This is a genomic window from Janthinobacterium sp. GW823-FHT01H08 (assembly GCF_058797855.1).
The window spans coordinates 2,685,930-2,701,343 of record NZ_CM179504.1; the positions used below are offsets into that span (position 1 = coordinate 2,685,930).

Genomic DNA, 15,414 nt, shown 5'->3' on the forward strand with positions numbered 1-15,414 from the left:
GGCGCCGATAACTAGCAGATAGTAGAGATAACATGACCTCAGTCCCATTGACCAAATACGGCGCAGAACTCCTGAAGGAAGAGCTGCATCATTTGAAGACCAAGGAACGCCGCATCGTCATCGATGCGATCGCCGAAGCGCGTTCGCACGGAGATTTGTCGGAAAACGCCGAGTACGATGCCGCCAAGGAACGCCAGGCCTTCGTCGAAGGCCGCATCGCCGAGCTCGAAGGCAAGCTGGGCGCAGCGCAAATCATCGACCCGACCGCGCTCGACGCGGAAGGCCGCGTGGTGTTTGCCTCGACCGTGAACCTGGAAGACCTGGAATCGGGCCAGAAAGTCACGTACCAGATCGTGGGCCTCGATGAAGCCGACCTGAAAATGAACAAGGTGTCCGTGACGTCCCCGATCGCCCGCGCGCTGATCGGCAAGTACGCCGGCGACGTGGTGGAAGTGCAGGCGCCGTCCGGCCCGCGCGAATACGAGATCCTGGAAGTACTGTACATCTGATGCTGGGCCGCGTGCGCTTCCTCGTTGCCACCCTGTGGGCGGGCAGCCTGTGGACCATCGGCTTCATCGTGGCGCCCACCCTGTTCGGCACCCTGAGCGACCGCGTGCTGGCCGGCAATATCGCCGGCAGCATGTTCCGCGCCGAGGCGTGGCTGTCCATCGCCTGCGCGCTGGTACTGCTGGCCTTGCTGCAATGGGCGCCCGGTGCGCTGGAGCGCAAGCGCCGCCGCCTGCTGGGCGCGCTGGTGCTGTCCATGCTGGTGTGCGCGCTGCTCAGCCATTTCGGCATTTCGCCGCTGATGGCCGAACTCAAGGCGCAAGCGCCGTCGGGCATCATGGACGAGGCCATGCGCAGCCGCTTCGGCATGCTGCATGGCGTGTCGACCCTGATCTTTGCCGTGCAAAGCCTGCTGGCGGGCGTGCTGATCTGGAAGCAGCAGTAATTGCTGGTGTTTGTCGGATTACGCGCTGCGCGCTAATCCGACCTACATGACTGATGGTCGATATCGTAGGTCGGATTAGCGGCGCCTTGGCGCCGTGTAATCCGACAAGCGCAATTGCAATAAAAAAGCGGAGCAGGGAATATCCCGTGCTCCGCTTCTTGTTTCAAGCCCGGCCGCCTTGCGATGGCCGGGTGAACAGGCTTACTTGCTGCCCAGTGCGCTTTTCTTGGCGCTTTTCTGACGTGGCTTGGCACGCTTGATGGAACCGCCTTCGGTAACGCGCTCATTGCCCTTGATCATGACTTTCGTCACGCTGGGGCGCTTGGTGCCGCTGGCGCTGGCCTTGACGATGGTCACTTCGCGCATGCCTTTGCCGGCGCTGACCTTCTCCTTAACCACTTCTTTTTTCGGACGGTAGATTACCAGCAGTTTGCCAATATGTTGTACCGGGGCGGCGCCGAGATTGCCGCAAATCGTATCGTACATTCCGACGCGGGCTTCGCGGTCGTCGCCGAACACGCGGACTTTAATCAGGCCGTGCGAATCCAGGCCAAGGTCGATCTCTTTGAGGACAGCAGGTGTCAAGCCCGCTTCGCCAATGATGACGATAGGCTTCAGCGCGTGTGCTTCGGCGCGCAGTGCGCTGCGCTCTACGGGTGTAAGTTTTAGCATAATAATATTTAGTAATTCCCTTAAAAGCAGTATTCTACGCGAATGGCAAAGAAGAAATTAAACAAAAACTGGTTGCACGACCACATAAATGATCCTTATGTGAAGTTGGCGCAAAAAGAGGGCTACCGCGCCCGGGCAGCATACAAGCTCAAAGAAATCGATGAAGACGAGAAACTGATCAAACCTGGCCAGGTGATTGTCGACCTTGGTTGTACTCCCGGCAGCTGGGCCCAGTACACGCGGCGCAAGCTGGCCGGCAAGGATGGCGGCGGGGTCAATGGTACCCTGATTGGCCTGGACATGCTGGAAATGGAGCCGATCGCCGATTTCCACTTCATCCAGGGCGACTTCCGCGAAGCGCGCGTATTGCGCCAGCTGGAAGTGGTGTTGCAAGGCCGCAAGGTCGATCTGGTCCTGTCGGACATGGCGCCCAACCTGTCGGGCATTGCCACGGCGGATGCCGCGCGCATGGAACATCTGATCGACCTGGCCATCGAATTTTCGCAATTGCACCTGAAGCCGTCTGGCGTATTGCTGGTGAAATGCTTTAAAGACATGGGTTTCAGCCAGATCGTGGAGAAATTCCGTGCTGAATTCAAGGTCGTGGTACAGAAAAAGCCGAAGGCCAGCCGCGATAAATCGTCGGAAATCTTCCTGATGGGCCGTGGAATCAAGAATCCGCTGAAAAATGCCGTAGAAGAAGATGATCCCGCCCTTGATATTTAAGAGGGAATCCGCACATGGGAACGAGAAGTGCAGTAGCGTCTGATGGCATAAAAGCCTAAATTGTTTATACTGCATTTTTTTGCGTGAACGCGGTTTTTTCGCGCGCACGGATCGGCGGGCTTTGGCACGGCCCGCTTATTGCGAGTAAAATCGTGTTTCTAGCTATAGGTAAAGAGATGCGCACTGCATCCAAGGAGTCTTCGTGAATAACATGTTTTCCAAATCTGCCATCTGGGTAGTCGTATTGCTGCTGTTGTTCATGCTGTTCAAGCAATTCGACAGTCATGGCGCCACAGGCGGCAGCAAGGCCATCGCTTATTCCGATTTGCTGGATGAAGTCAAAGCCAAGCGCGTCAAGGATGTCGTGATCGAAGGTTCGTCGATCACCGCCAAGCTGATGGACGACACCAAGGTGCGTACCACTGCCACCAGCCTCGACAAGGGCCTGATCGGCGACTTGCGCGACAATGGCGTGCATTTCGATGTGCGTCCGCCCGAGGAAGCGTCTTTCCTGCAAACTATTTTTGTTTCCTGGTTCCCCATGCTGCTGTTGATCGGCGTCTGGGTCTTCTTCATGCGTCAGATGCAAGGCGGCGGCAAGGGCGGGGCATTCTCGTTTGGCAAGTCGAAGGCGCGCATGATGGATGAAGCCAGCAACACCGTCACCTTCGCCGATGTCGCCGGTTGCGACGAAGCGAAAGAAGAAGTCAACGAAGTGGTCGACTTCCTCAAGGATCCGAGCAAATTCCAGAAACTGGGCGGCCGTATTCCCCGCGGCGTGCTGATGGTCGGTCCTCCTGGCACGGGTAAAACCCTGCTGGCGCGCGCCATCGCCGGCGAAGCCAAGGTGCCGTTCTTCTCGATTTCCGGTTCCGACTTCGTGGAAATGTTCGTCGGCGTCGGTGCCAGCCGCGTGCGCGACATGTTCGAAAACGCCAAGAAACACTCGCCGTGCATCATCTTCATCGATGAGATCGACGCTGTCGGCCGTCACCGCGGTGCCGGCATGGGCGGCGGCAATGACGAGCGCGAACAGACCCTGAACCAGTTGCTGGTCGAGATGGACGGTTTTGAAGCGAACTCCGGCGTCATCGTCGTGGCCGCCACCAACCGCGCCGACGTGCTCGACAAAGCCTTGCTGCGTCCGGGCCGCTTCGACCGCCAGGTGTCCGTCGGCTTGCCCGATATCCGCGGCCGCGAACAGATCTTGAACGTGCATATGCGTAAAGTGCCTATCGGTACTGACGTGAAAGCCGATATCCTGGCCCGCGGCACCCCCGGTTTCTCGGGTGCCGACCTGGCCAATCTGGTCAACGAGGCAGCCTTGTTCGCCGCCCGCCGCAGCAAGCGCCTGGTGGAAATGGCTGACTTTGAAGATGCGAAAGACAAGATCTACATGGGTCCCGAGCGTAAATCGATGATCATCCGCGAGGAAGAGCGTCGCAATACGGCTTACCATGAGTCCGGTCACGCCGTCGTCGCCAAGCTGCTGCCGAAGGCTGATCCCGTGCATAAAGTGACGATCATGCCGCGCGGCTGGGCCCTGGGCCTGACCTGGCAGTTGCCGGAACACGACAACTTGTCGGCCTACAAGGACAAGATGCTGGAAGAAATTTCCATCCTGTTCGGTGGCCGTATTGCCGAAGAGATCTTCGTCGGACAGATGTCCACGGGCGCGTCGAACGACTTCTCGCGCGCCACCAAGCTGGCCCGTTCCATGGTGACCCGCTTCGGCATGTCCGACAGCATGGGCGTGATGGTCTACGAAGACAGCGAAAACGAAGGTTTCTTCGGTGGCGCCACCAAGACGATCTCGGAAGCGACCCAGCAAAAGGTCGATGCTGAAATCCGCAACATTCTCGACAAGCAATATGCTTTGGCGCGCACCTTGCTGGAAGGCAACCGCGACAAGGTCGAAATGATGACGAAAGCGTTGCTGGAATGGGAAACCATTGATGCAGAGCAAATCAATGACATCATGGCCGGCCTGGAGCCGCGTCCACCGAAAGTCATTCCGCCACGCCGCAATGCGGGCGACAGCGGCACGGGCGGCATCTCGCCAAACGTGACGGCACCAGCCTGATTAGTGCCGCCCTGACGGGCGGCACGCAAGGGGATGGCAAGAACGAGGGTAAGGAGCAATCCTTGCCCTTTTTCGTTCCAGCAGCAGTTTTTTCCTGACGACTACAAAGATTCACATGCGACACTATTTGCAATTCGGCCGTTTCGGCTTCAACCTGTCCGGCGCGCAGGCGCTGGTGATGGGCATCCTGAACATCACGCCCGACTCGTTTTCCGATGCGGGCCAATACCAGCACCTGGAATTTGCCCTGTCGCGCGCCGAGCAGATGATGCTTGATGGCGCCGACATCATCGATATCGGCGGCGAATCGAGCCGCCCCGGCGCGCCGCCGCTGCCGCTGCACGATGAGTTGCAGCGCGTCATGCCGGTGCTGTACGCCTTGCGCGACTGCGGCAAGCCCTTGTCCGTCGACACGTACAAGCCGGAAGTCATGCGCGAAGCCATCCTGGCGGGCGCCGACATGATCAACGACATCAACGGTTTTCGCGCGCCAGGCGCCATCGAGGCCGTGCGGGACAGCGATTGCGCGCTGTGCATCATGCACATGCAAAACGTGCCAGAAACCATGCAAGCCCAGCCGCAGTACGACGACGTGGTGCGCGAAGTCATCCACTTCCTGCGCGAACGCATCGATATCCTGACGGCCGCCGGCATCGCCCGCGAGCGCCTGTGCGTCGATCCCGGCTTCGGCTTTGGCAAAACGGTGGAACAGAACTACGCTTTATTGCGCGCCACGCGCCAGCTGCGCAGCGAGCTGGACCTGCCTGTGCTGGCGGGCCTGTCGCGCAAGTCGATGATCGGCGCCGTGACGGGACGTCCCGTCGAGCAGCGCCTGGCCGGCAGTGTTGCCGGTGCGCTTGCGGCGGTAGCGCAAGGCGCGGAAATTATTCGTGTGCATGATGTAGCAGAAACCGTCGATGCCCTGAAGGTCTGGCGCATGGCGCACTGAAGCTGTAAGATTCATTATAAACAACAAAAGAGAAATTTATGACGCGTAAATATTTTGGCACCGATGGCATCCGCGGCCTGGTGGGCACCGCTCCGATCACCCCCGATTTCGTCATGCGCCTCGGTTATGCGGCCGGCAAGGTGCTGGCCAAGTCGGAGGGCGGCAAGGCGCGTCCGACGGTACTGATCGGCAAGGACACGCGCATTTCCGGCTACATGCTGGAAGCGGCGCTGGAAGCGGGCCTGTCGGCCGCAGGCGTGGATGTGATGCTGGCCGGCCCCATGCCGACGCCGGCGATCGCTTACCTGACGCGGGCGCTGCGCCTGTCGGCAGGTGTGGTCATTTCCGCCTCGCACAATCCGTATCACGACAATGGCATCAAGTTCTTTTCCGGCCAAGGCACCAAGCTGCCCGACAGCGTGGAACTGGAAATCGAGGCGGCGCTCGACGAGCCCATGGCTTGCGTGGCGTCGGACAAGCTGGGCCGCGCCAAGCGCCTCGACGATGCCCAGGGCCGCTACATCGAATTTTGCAAGAGCACCTTCCCGAACGAGCTGGACTTGCGCGGCCTGAAGATCGTCGTCGATTGCGCGCATGGCGCCGCCTACCATATCGCGCCGCACGTCTTCCATGAGCTGGGCGCGGAAGTCATCGCCATCGGCAACAAGCCCGATGGCTTCAACATCAATGCGGGCTTTGGCGCCACGGCAACCAAGGCCATGGCCGAAGCCGTCGTCGAGCACGGCGCGGACCTGGGCATCGCCCTTGACGGCGATGCCGACCGCCTGATCATGTGCGACGCCACGGGCCGCTTGTACAACGGCGACGAATTGTTGTACGTCATGGTCAAGGACCGTCTGGCGACGGGTCCCGTGGCCGGTGCCGTCGGCACGTTGATGACGAATATGGCGCTGGAAGTGCTGTTCAAGCAGCAGGGCATCGGCTTTGCGCGCGCCAAGGTGGGCGACCGCTACGTGCTGGAAGTCATGAAGGAAAAGGGCTGGATACTGGGCGGCGAGGGCTCGGGCCATTTGCTGTGCCTGGACCGCCACACGACGGGCGACGGCATCGTCTCTGCGCTGCAAGTATTGTCCGCGCTCAAGCGCAGCGGCCAAAGCCTGCAGCAATGCCTGGCCGAACTGGTGCTGTTCCCGCAAACCCTGATCAATCTGCGTGTGGCGCCCGGTTTCGACTGGCAGAAAAATGCCGCCATGGTGGCCGAGAAGGAACTGGTCGAGGCCGAACTGGGCGACACGGGCCGCGTGCTGATCCGCGCTTCGGGCACCGAACCGCTGATCCGCGTGATGGTGGAGGCGAAGGACAAGGAGAAGGCCGAGAGCATGGCGCGCCGCATCGCCGACAAGGTCGCAAGCTGAAAACGCCCAAGGCGGCGTTGCACTGCCTTGCCCTGAACGTTTTCAGCAAGCCTCTTCAAGCAGGCGCGATAGTTATTTCCATCTAATTCGCCTGGGGCAATTGACGAAATTGGGCAGGGGCGTTATTATCTTGTCTTCGGAGTGTGGCGCAGCCCGGTAGCGCACCTGGTTTGGGACCAGGGGGTCCAAGGTTCGAATCCTTGTACTCCGACCAAAGTCATAAGCGGGCTGTCAGAAATGACAGCCCGTTTTCTATTGTGCGACGCCTTGGCATTGCTGGCGCGCATAGACTAAAATGCTGCACCTTTCCGCCCATCGTTCAACGGATAGGACAACGGTCTTCTAAACCGTGAATGGGGGTTCGATTCCCTCTGGGCGGACCAGTTCATGCTGGTCATGCACGCGACAGCCTGTCGCATTGCCATCACTCTTCATCTTTTACCTGCCTGCCGTGTCACGGCTGCGCAAACAGTACCACGCTCAGCAAATATAACAGCGGCGCCGCGCACAGCAGCGCGGATAGTAGCGACCCCATTTTCTTGCTGGCCAGCCGGGCCAGGCGCAGCCGTTCCCGCGCGGGCAAGTGCTGGCGGATCACGCTGCGCGCGCGTGGCTGAAACGGTTGTTCGTGCATGAGATCTCCCTCGTCGATCAGCAGTGGATGCCGTCGAGCATAGCGAGGGGGATCTAAAAATGGTGTAAAAAGCGTGCCTGGCGCCGCAAGCGCGGTGTAAAGATGCGGCTGGCATGGAGGCGGCAGCGGGCGATGTTGCGCCGCTGCCGCTGGTGATGCTTACTTTCCCTGGCGGCGGCGTGCCAGGAAGCCCAGCAGGCCCAGGCCGGCGAGCAGCATGGCATAGGTTTCAGGTTCCGGCACGGCGGAAATGAAGGCCCTGTAGTTGCTCAGGTCCTTGGGCAGGCCCGCCACCGTGAACGTGGTGCCGGCAGCCACTGGCGCGGCCCAGTGGAACACCAGTTCGCCCTGGCCGAAGTGGATGGCCAGATAGTCATAGGCGGCCGCGCTCGTATAGGAATTGACCCCGCCGCTCAGGCCTGCCGTGGTGCCGGCAGTGCAGCCCGAAGTGGCGCTGTCGCAATACGAAACGGCGGCGCCCAGACTGCTGCCGAACACGCCATTGATGTAGCCCTGGATGTCCGAGGGGCTCTGCGGCACCAGATTATCGTCATAATATTTCACCTCCAATGCCGGTGATGGCGAATAGGTGACGGTGCTGCCGGCAATGACGAAACCGCTGGCCGGCCCCACATCAACCCAGGTGGCCGCTTGCGCTGCACTTGCCAGTACGGTCATTGCGGCCAGCATGGATGCCTTGACGGCAATGCTTTTTATGCTTTTCATGAAAATCCCCTTGTGCTTGAGACAGTTGCTACATCGTGTAGGGATACGCCCCTGCCTGCCGGGGAAGTCATCCCATTGCCCGTTTTTAGCTGCTATTTCCTGCGCGTACTGGGTACGCAAATGCAAGCTTACTCTTGATGTAAATTAATACAATTTTAATAATTCTATTGGTTTGCTTGACAACATCGCATACGGCTATGTATGGATGTGCTAGCGATGGCCACCATGACGTTAGGAAATAGCGTGACAAGGCGCGCCAGCTTGTGCTAGCGGCGTTCGGACTTGGGAAAAGGGGAGGCGGGTGCTTCAGTCGCTGTTGTTGCTGACGCCAAACAGGCGATCCTTGGCGTTGAGCAGCTTTTGTACCTTGGCGCCCATTTTCATCAGTTGCGCCATCGATTCGGGCGACAGGCGCTGCAAGTCGTCGAACCAGGTGTTGGCCAGGTCGACCAGTTCATACATTTCGCGCATGCGCTCCTGCGCATATTGATCCACGGGTTCCGTGGCCGGGGCCAGCAGCGCTTCGCGCAGCACCGTCAGGGTCGGGGCCACCTCGCGGCGGCGGCGCTCGGCGGCCACCACGCGGAAGATTTGCCACACGTCGCCCAGCGAGGAAAAATACTCGCGCCGGTCGCCGGGGATGCGCGACTGGCGGATCAAGCCCCAGCCCTGCAATTCCTTCAGGCCGATGCTCACGTTCGAGCGCGAAAAACTCAGGTGCTCCGCGATTTCATCCGCGTGCAAAGGATGCTCCGCGACAAACAACAAGGCGTACACTTGCCCCACCGTGCGGTTAAAGCCCCAGCGGCTGCCCATCTCGCCGAAATGGCTGACGAAGGTCAGGATCAGCGGCGTCATTTGGATATTTTGAGTTTTCATAATTATCTGAATTTTTTCACGCCAAACCGCCAGGGTCAATTGATATATGTCATGTTTCGCAGTATTATACAAAAAATCGAATTTACAGAAAATTCTGAAAACTCAAAAAATATAAGATGACGACCTCGCCACTGTCCTTGCCCCGCTTTATTCTTCCCCGTGCCGCCAGTCTGGCGCAAGGCGGCGCCGCCTTGCTGTGGCTGCCGCAAGCGGCCTTGCTGGCCTGGGCCGTCCAAGCCATGCTCGATGGCGCGCCGTGGCGCGCGGCCCTGTTGCCGGCCGCTGGCGTGCTGCTGCTGGGCATGCTGCGCGCCGGCTGCGAAGCGTGGGGCGCGCGGCGCATGTATGCGGCCGCGCGCGCGCACCTGTCCACCTTGCGCGGGCAAGTGGCGCAGGCGCTGGCGCGCCGTTCGCCGCTGGACCGCCGGCGCGCCCAATCGGGTCAGGCGGCCAGCGTCATCGCCGAGCAGGCCGAAGCCATCGTGCCGTATCTGGTGCGCTACAAACCGGCGCGCTGGAAAGTCATGCTCGTGCCGCTCGTGATCCTCGCCGTGGTGACGCCGCTGTCGTGGATCGCCGCCTTGATCCTGCTCATCGCCGCGCCTCTGATTCCCGTCTTCATGGCCCTCGTGGGCATGGGTGCGCAGGCGGCCAGCCGCGCGCAGATGGTGGAAATGGGCAGCATGAACGCCTTTCTGCTGGACCGCCTGCGCGGCCTGGCCACCTTGCGCGCGCTCGATGCCGTCGATGCCACGGCCGCGCGGCTGGACGCTTCGTCGCAATCCGTGCGCCGGCGCACGATGGTGGTGCTGCGCATCGCCTTTTTGTCGTCCGCCGTGCTGGAACTGTTTTCCGCGCTGGGCGTGGCCATGGTGGCCGCCTTCATCGGCTTCTCGCTGCTGGGCAGCCTCGATTTCGGCACCTGGGGCCGCGAACTGACGTTGGGGCAGGGCTTGTTCATCCTGCTGCTGGCGCCCGCGTTCTTCGAGCCGCTGCGCGAGCTGGCCGCCGTCTGGCACGACAAGGCGGCTGGCGAGGCGGGCCTGGCCGGACTGCACGATCTGGCCGCCGAGGGCGTGCCCCTGCCGGGCTTTGGTGCGGAAGTTGCCGCCGTCTCCGCCGCCGCCATGGCGGTGGCGCCGCCGCCTGCCATTGACATCCATCAACTGCGCTTTGCCCATCCCGGCGAAGCGCCCGTGTTCGACGGCTTGGACTTGAGCGTGCGCGCCGGCGAACACGTGGCCCTGCTGGGCGCCAGCGGCGCTGGCAAGACCACCTTGCTGTCCTTGCTGGCCGGTTTGCTGCCCGCCAGCGGCGGCGACATCCGCATCGGCGGCGTGCGCCTGAATGACGGTACCGTCAATACCGTGCGCCAGCGCATGGCCTGGATGGGCCAGCGTCCGCACCTGTTTGCCGCGTCCGTCAGCCAGAACGTGACACTGGGCCGCGCAGGTGCGAACGCCGCGCACGTGACGCAGGCGCTGCACCTGGCCGACCTGACCAGCGTGGCGCAGGCGCAGCCGGCCGTCATGCTCAGCGATGGCGGCCAGGGCTTGTCCGGCGGCGAAGCCGTGCGCCTGGCCTTGGCCCGCGTGGCCCTGCATCCGCATGCGGACTTGCTGCTGGTCGATGAGCCGACGGCCCACCTGGACAGCGAAACGGCGGCGCGCGTCACGGACGCCTTGCTGGCCCTGGCAAAAGGCAAGACCATGCTTGTCGCCACGCACGACCCCGTGCTGGCTGGCCGGTTGCAGCGCACGGTGCAAGTTGATGCCCAGGCGCATGCGCAGACGCAGAAGGCAGAGGCGCGCGCATGAAAACATCCCTGATATCGCATCCCGTGCTGCGGCAATTGCTGCTGGCCCAGCCCCGCAAGCTGATCGGGGGCGCCGTGCTGGCGGCCCTGACGGCCGTGGCCGGCATGGCCTTATTGGGCTTGTCCGGCTGGTTCATCACGGCCACCTCGATTGCCGGCTTGCATGCGTCCACCGCCATCGTCTTCGACGTGTTCGGCCCGTCGGCCGGCATCCGCCTGCTGGCCATCGGCCGCACGGGCTCGCGCTATGCGGAGCGCCTCGTCACGCACGACGCCACGTTCGCCGCGCTGGCCAGTATCCGCGTGCAGCTGTTTCGCGGCTGGTCGCGCCCGGAAGCGGCCAGCCGCTTGCTGCGCCAGCCCGCCAGGCTGCTGTTCCGCCTGACGGCCGATATCGACGCGCTCGAATCGCTGTATCTGCGCCTGCTGGTGCCCGCCTTCACGGCACTGTGCGTGGCCCTGCTGGCCGGCGTGGCGCTGGGCGTGATGCGGTGGCAGCTGGGCCTGGGCCTGGCCGCGTGGCTGCTGGCCGCCGGCGGCGGCATCAGCTGGCTTCTGGCGCGCGGCGCCCGCCGTCCCGCCATCGTGCGTACACGCGCCATCGAAAAACTGCGTTCCGCCACCATCGACCTGGTGGCGGGCCAGACGGACCTGGTGATGGCGGGGCGCATCGGCGCCCAGTGCGCCGCGCTGGGACAGATCGACCGCTCGCTGGCGCAAGCCGATGTTGCCCTGCTGCGCCTGGAGACGGCGGCCGGCGCCGCGTATGGCGTGGCGGGCAGCGCGACCCTGGCAGGGGTGCTGCTGGCCGTGGCCGCGCTGGTGCAGCAGCAGGCGCTGAACGTGCCGCTGGCGGCCCTGGCCCTGTTGATTGCATTGACAGCCGTGGAACCGTTTGCGGGACTGCGCCGCGGCGCGCTGGAAGCGGGGCGCATGCTGCTGGCCATGCGCCGCCTGGCGCCGCGCCTCGATGCTCAGGAGATCGCAGTGCCGCCGGCTGACGGCGCACCGGGCTTGCGCCTGGAACATGTCAGCGGCGCACATGCGGGCAGTGATGTCGCCATCTTGCACGACGTATCGCTGCACATCGGCGAGGGCGAACGCGTGGCCTTGATCGGCCCCAGCGGCGCGGGCAAGTCGACCTTGCTGGCCATCGCCGCGCGCGAGCTGGCGCCGCTGTCGGGCACGGTGCACGCGGGCCGCGCCTGTTTATTTACCCAGAAGACGGAACTGTTCCAAGACAGCTTGCGCGACAACCTGCGCCTGGCCGACCCGTCCGCCAGCGATGCGCAGCTGTGGGCGGCGCTGCAGGCAGCCGGCCTGGACGACGAGGTGCGGGCCTTCGCGGACGGCCTCGATACCATGCTGGGCGAGGGTGGCCTGGGCTTGTCCGGCGGCCAGGCGCGCCGCTTGGCGCTGGCGCGGCTGTTCCTGCACGCATCGACCTTGTGGCTGCTGGACGAGGCGACGGAAGCGCTCAATGCGCAGACGGCGATCGATGTCCTGCAGCGCCTGGGCGCGCGCAGCGAAGGGCGCAGCTTGCTGATCGCCACCCACTTGCGGCGCGAAGCGGCGCTGGCGGACCGGCTGATCAGCCTGCGCGATGGCCGTATCGTCGGCGACGCGCGCCGTGGCACGCCAGCCTTCGAGGCGGCCCTGGCGGGCCTGCGCGCAGATTAAGGAGTGAAGGGAAGACTGGAGACACAGGCGGTCCGTATGCCAGCGTGAGGGCGGTGGACCAATCGAATCGCATCAGATAGATACCAAGTTTACACACAGTAGGGAAATACCAAGGAAATCATATGGACTTCGATATTGTCGCTTTATCCAGACTGCAGTTCGCGCTGACAGCTCTGTACCACTTTATATTCGTTCCGCTGACGATAGGGCTGTCAGTGATCCTCGCCATCATGGAGACGGTCTACGTGATGACGAACCGCCCCATCTGGCGCGACATGACCAAGTTCTGGGGTGTCTTGTTCGGCATCAACTTCGCCATGGGCGTGGCGACGGGCGTCGTCATGGAATTCCAGTTCGGCATGAACTGGAGCTATTACAGCCATTATGTGGGCGACATTTTCGGCGCGCCGCTGGCCATCGAGGGCTTGATGGCTTTCTTCCTGGAAGCGACCTTCGTCGGCCTGTTCTTCTTCGGCTGGGACAAGCTGTCGAAGCGGGGCCACCTGGTCACCACCTGGCTGGTCGCCATCGGCTCGAACTTCTCGGCCCTGTGGATTTTGATCGCCAACGGCTGGATGCAAAATCCCGTCGGCGCGGCCTTCAATCCGCAGACCATGCGCATGGAAGTGACGGATTTCGGCGCCGTGCTGACGAACCCCGTGGCACAGGCGAAATTCGTGCACACGGTGTCGGCCGGCTATACGGCGGCGGCCATCTTCGTGCTGGGTATTTCCGCCTGGTATCTGCTGAAGGGCCGCCACGTGCAGCTGGCCAAGCGCTCGATGACGGTGGCCGCCTCGTTCGGCCTGGCTGCCACCTTGTCGGTGGTGGTGCTCGGTGACGAAAGCGGCTACCTGTCGTCCGAACACCAGAAAATGAAGCTGGCCGCGATCGAAGCCATGTGGACCACGGAGCCGGCACCCGCCGCCTTCACGGCCATCGGCTTTCCCGACGCGAAAGCGCGCGAGACGCATTACGCCGTGCACATCCCGATGGTGATGGGCTTGATCGGCACGCGTTCGCTGACGACGGAAATCCCCGGCATCGAGCAATTGGTCGACCGCGGCGAGCTGCTGATCCAGGATGGCATCAAGGCGTACGACGCGCTGCAAACCATCCGCAGCGTGGCGCCAGGTGCGCCTGTGCCGCAAGAGGCGAAAGACATGTTTGAGTCGAAAGGCCAGTCCATGGGCTATGCCTTGCTGCTGAAACGCTATGTCGACGATCCGCGCCAGGCCACGCCCGAGCAGATCCGCCAGGCCGCGCTCGACACCGTGCCGCCCGTGGGGCCCTTGTTCTGGTCCTTCCGCGTGATGGTGGGCCTGGGCATGTTCTTTATTTTGCTGACCGGCACCTTCTTCATTCTGTCGACGCGCCGCACCCTGGACAAGCATCGCTGGCTGCTGAAGCTGGCCGTGTTCGCCATCCCGTTGCCGTGGGTGGCCATCGAGGCGGGCTGGATCGTGGCCGAAGTGGGCCGCCAGCCATGGGTCATCGAAGGCGTGCTGCCAACGGCCGTGGCCGTCTCCAACCTGGGGGCGTCGACGCTCCTGATTACCATCGCCGGCTTTGCCGCCATCTACACCGTGCTGTTGATTATCGAGATGAAGCTCATGCTCAAGGCCATCCGCAAGGGGCCGGAAGAGACGCCGCGGGCTCCAGTGCCAGCGGCCGCAGCCATTCATACTCAACGCGCCTGAGGAGGACCAGACCATGATTTTGCATGAAATGATTTCGTATGAAACCCTGCGCCTGATCTGGTGGCTGCTGATCGGCATATTGCTGGTGGGCTTTGCCATCACGGACGGCTTCGACCTGGGCACGGGTATCCTGCTGCCGTTCGCCGGCAAGACGGACCTCGAGCGCCGCGTCATCATCAATAGCATCGGCCCCGTATGGGAGGGCAACCAGGTGTGGCTGATCCTCGGCGGCGGCGCCATCTTTGCCGCCTGGCCGCAGCTGTACGCCGTCTCGTTCTCGGGCTTTTATCTGGCCATGTTCGTCATCCTGGTGGCGCTGATCGTGCGTCCCGTCGCCTTCAAGTTCCGCAGCAAGCGCGAAGACCCGCGCTGGCGCGCCCGCTGGGACGCGGCCCTGTTCGTGGGCGGCTTCGTGCCGGCCCTGATCTGCGGCGTGGCCATCGGCAACGTGCTGCAAGGCGTGCCGTTCCGTTTTTCGCCGGACATGCATATCTTCTATGACGGCAGCTTCTTTGCGCTGCTCAACCCGTTCGCCTTGCTGTGCGGCCTCGTCTCGGTCGCCATGCTGGTGATGCACGGCGCCACCTGGCTGCAAGTGAAAACGGACGGTGCCGTGGCGGAACGTTCGCGCCGTTACGGCAGCGTGGCGGCAATCGCCACGGTCGTGCTGTATGCGGCAGCCGGCGTGGCCCTGTGGCTGTGGGTCGATGGCTACCGCGTCACCAGCGCCGTCGTCGTCGATGGCCCGTCGAACCCGATGCTGAAAACGGCGCAAGTGCACGTGGGCGCCTGGTTCCTCAACTTTGCCGCCCATCCGTGGACCTGGATCGCCCCTGCGGCCGGTTTGCTGGGTCCCTTGCTGGCGTTCGCCTTGCTGCGCGCGCGCCGCGAAGTGCCCGCCTTGCTGGCCAGCGCGGCCAGCATCGCCGGCATCATCCTCAGCGTGGGCGCGGCCATGTTCCCGTTCATCCTGCCATCGTCGATCGACCCGCGCGCCAGCCTGACGGTGTGGGATTCCTCGTCCAGCCACATGACCCTGTTCATCATGCTGGTCGTCACGGCCGTCTTCATTCCCCTCATCGTGGCGTACACGACGTGGGTGTATAAAGTGCTGTGGGGTAAGGTTGACGGCAAAGCCATCGAAGACGACAGCGGTCACGCTTATTGAGAACACCTAACTAAACCTACTGCGCGTCGCCCTTTGCGGCCGGCGATGCTCAC

At 62.6% G+C, this 15,414-nt stretch carries 14 protein-coding genes and 2 tRNA genes; 12 read left to right on the plus strand and 4 right to left on the minus strand.

What is annotated here, in order from left to right:
• The first annotated feature begins 32 nt into the window (after positions 1 to 32).
• Complete coding sequence (gene greA / locus AC3RCG_RS12075) at positions 33 to 509, plus strand: transcription elongation factor GreA (RefSeq protein ID WP_034757428.1); 477 nt, start codon at positions 33 to 35, stop codon at positions 507 to 509.
• A complete protein-coding gene (locus AC3RCG_RS12080) occupies positions 509 to 952 on the plus strand; it encodes a DUF4149 domain-containing protein (RefSeq protein ID WP_409026623.1) in 444 nt (147 codons plus the stop codon). Before greA ends, AC3RCG_RS12080 begins: the two co-directional genes overlap by 1 nt.
• A gap of 201 nt (positions 953 to 1,153) precedes the next feature.
• Here the strand turns inward: AC3RCG_RS12080 and AC3RCG_RS12085 are convergent, their stop codons facing one another.
• Positions 1,154 to 1,624 carry a YhbY family RNA-binding protein gene (locus AC3RCG_RS12085; RefSeq protein ID WP_010397237.1) on the minus strand — a complete coding sequence of 157 codons (471 nt, stop codon included), beginning with the start codon at positions 1,622 to 1,624 and terminating at the stop codon, positions 1,154 to 1,156.
• Between the two features lie 42 nt (positions 1,625 to 1,666).
• Between AC3RCG_RS12085 and AC3RCG_RS12090 the strand changes: the two genes are divergently transcribed.
• From AC3RCG_RS12090 to AC3RCG_RS12115, 6 genes are all read left to right on the plus strand, one after another.
• A complete protein-coding gene (locus AC3RCG_RS12090; RefSeq protein ID WP_070219517.1) occupies positions 1,667 to 2,350 on the plus strand; it encodes an RlmE family RNA methyltransferase in 684 nt (227 codons plus the stop codon).
• A gap of 202 nt (positions 2,351 to 2,552) precedes the next feature.
• On the plus strand, positions 2,553 to 4,433 hold the full coding sequence (gene ftsH / locus AC3RCG_RS12095) for an ATP-dependent zinc metalloprotease FtsH (protein ID WP_035817778.1): 1,881 nt from the start codon (positions 2,553 to 2,555) through the stop codon (positions 4,431 to 4,433).
• Between the two features lie 115 nt (positions 4,434 to 4,548).
• A complete protein-coding gene (gene folP / locus AC3RCG_RS12100; RefSeq protein WP_492403857.1) occupies positions 4,549 to 5,382 on the plus strand; it encodes a dihydropteroate synthase in 834 nt (277 codons plus the stop codon).
• A gap of 38 nt (positions 5,383 to 5,420) precedes the next feature.
• The gene (gene glmM, locus AC3RCG_RS12105) at positions 5,421 to 6,758 is read left to right on the plus strand and encodes a phosphoglucosamine mutase (protein ID WP_099408642.1); all 1,338 of its coding nucleotides are present in this window, start codon (positions 5,421 to 5,423) and stop codon (positions 6,756 to 6,758) included.
• 137 nt (positions 6,759 to 6,895) lie between these two features.
• Positions 6,896 to 6,972: transfer RNA gene (locus AC3RCG_RS12110), tRNA-Pro, on the plus strand.
• A 94-nt stretch (positions 6,973 to 7,066) separates the two neighbouring features.
• A tRNA-Arg gene (locus AC3RCG_RS12115) sits at positions 7,067 to 7,141 on the plus strand.
• 71 nt (positions 7,142 to 7,212) lie between these two features.
• Here AC3RCG_RS12115 and AC3RCG_RS12120 read toward each other — a convergent pair.
• From AC3RCG_RS12120 to AC3RCG_RS12130, 3 genes are all read right to left on the minus strand, one after another.
• Entirely contained in the window at positions 7,213 to 7,392 is a 180-nt protein-coding gene (locus AC3RCG_RS12120; RefSeq protein ID WP_070219514.1) for a hypothetical protein, read from the minus strand.
• A gap of 159 nt (positions 7,393 to 7,551) precedes the next feature.
• On the minus strand, positions 7,552 to 8,118 hold the full coding sequence (locus AC3RCG_RS12125) for a PEP-CTERM sorting domain-containing protein (protein ID WP_230505431.1): 567 nt from the start codon (positions 8,116 to 8,118) through the stop codon (positions 7,552 to 7,554).
• 306 nt (positions 8,119 to 8,424) lie between these two features.
• Positions 8,425 to 8,976: a GbsR/MarR family transcriptional regulator gene (locus AC3RCG_RS12130; protein ID WP_175444744.1), complete on the minus strand. Its 552-nt coding sequence runs from the start codon at positions 8,974 to 8,976 to the stop codon at positions 8,425 to 8,427.
• Between the two features lie 137 nt (positions 8,977 to 9,113).
• Between AC3RCG_RS12130 and cydD the strand changes: the two genes are divergently transcribed.
• The 4 genes from cydD (at position 9,114) to cydB (ending at position 15,361) form a co-directional block, all read left to right on the plus strand.
• Complete coding sequence (gene cydD / locus AC3RCG_RS12135) at positions 9,114 to 10,814, plus strand: thiol reductant ABC exporter subunit CydD (RefSeq protein ID WP_492403854.1); 1,701 nt, start codon at positions 9,114 to 9,116, stop codon at positions 10,812 to 10,814.
• Entirely contained in the window at positions 10,811 to 12,493 is a 1,683-nt protein-coding gene (locus tag AC3RCG_RS12140) for an amino acid ABC transporter ATP-binding/permease protein (RefSeq protein ID WP_492403852.1), read from the plus strand. The genes cydD and AC3RCG_RS12140 overlap by 4 nt, the downstream gene beginning before the upstream one ends.
• Positions 12,494 to 12,615: 122 nt before the next feature.
• Positions 12,616 to 14,193, plus strand: coding sequence for a cytochrome ubiquinol oxidase subunit I (locus tag AC3RCG_RS12145; RefSeq protein ID WP_489627974.1), 1,578 nt, complete (start codon positions 12,616 to 12,618; stop codon positions 14,191 to 14,193).
• A gap of 13 nt (positions 14,194 to 14,206) precedes the next feature.
• Complete coding sequence (cydB, locus tag AC3RCG_RS12150; RefSeq protein ID WP_070222087.1) at positions 14,207 to 15,361, plus strand: cytochrome d ubiquinol oxidase subunit II; 1,155 nt, start codon at positions 14,207 to 14,209, stop codon at positions 15,359 to 15,361.
• The last annotated feature ends 53 nt before the right edge of the window (positions 15,362 to 15,414 follow it).

Excerpts from the sequence above, each read along its gene's own strand:
- greA (WP_034757428.1), top strand. The coding sequence starts at position 33 with ATGACCTCAGTCCCATTGACCAAATACGGCGCAGAACTCCTGAAGGAA.
- AC3RCG_RS12080 (WP_409026623.1), top strand. The coding sequence starts at position 509 with ATGCTGGGCCGCGTGCGCTTCCTCGTTGCCACCCTGTGGGCGGGCAGC.
- AC3RCG_RS12085 (WP_010397237.1), bottom strand. The coding sequence starts at position 1,624 with ATGCTAAAACTTACACCCGTAGAGCGCAGCGCACTGCGCGCCGAAGCA.
- AC3RCG_RS12090 (WP_070219517.1), top strand. The coding sequence starts at position 1,667 with ATGGCAAAGAAGAAATTAAACAAAAACTGGTTGCACGACCACATAAAT.
- folP (WP_492403857.1), top strand. The coding sequence starts at position 4,549 with ATGCGACACTATTTGCAATTCGGCCGTTTCGGCTTCAACCTGTCCGGC.
- glmM (WP_099408642.1), top strand. The coding sequence starts at position 5,421 with ATGACGCGTAAATATTTTGGCACCGATGGCATCCGCGGCCTGGTGGGC.
- AC3RCG_RS12120 (WP_070219514.1), bottom strand. The coding sequence starts at position 7,392 with ATGCACGAACAACCGTTTCAGCCACGCGCGCGCAGCGTGATCCGCCAG.
- AC3RCG_RS12125 (WP_230505431.1), bottom strand. The coding sequence starts at position 8,118 with ATGAAAAGCATAAAAAGCATTGCCGTCAAGGCATCCATGCTGGCCGCA.
- AC3RCG_RS12130 (WP_175444744.1), bottom strand. The coding sequence starts at position 8,976 with ATGACGCCGCTGATCCTGACCTTCGTCAGCCATTTCGGCGAGATGGGC.
- cydD (WP_492403854.1), top strand. The coding sequence starts at position 9,114 with ATGACGACCTCGCCACTGTCCTTGCCCCGCTTTATTCTTCCCCGTGCC.
- AC3RCG_RS12140 (WP_492403852.1), top strand. The coding sequence starts at position 10,811 with ATGAAAACATCCCTGATATCGCATCCCGTGCTGCGGCAATTGCTGCTG.
- AC3RCG_RS12145 (WP_489627974.1), top strand. The coding sequence starts at position 12,616 with ATGGACTTCGATATTGTCGCTTTATCCAGACTGCAGTTCGCGCTGACA.
- cydB (WP_070222087.1), top strand. The coding sequence starts at position 14,207 with ATGATTTTGCATGAAATGATTTCGTATGAAACCCTGCGCCTGATCTGG.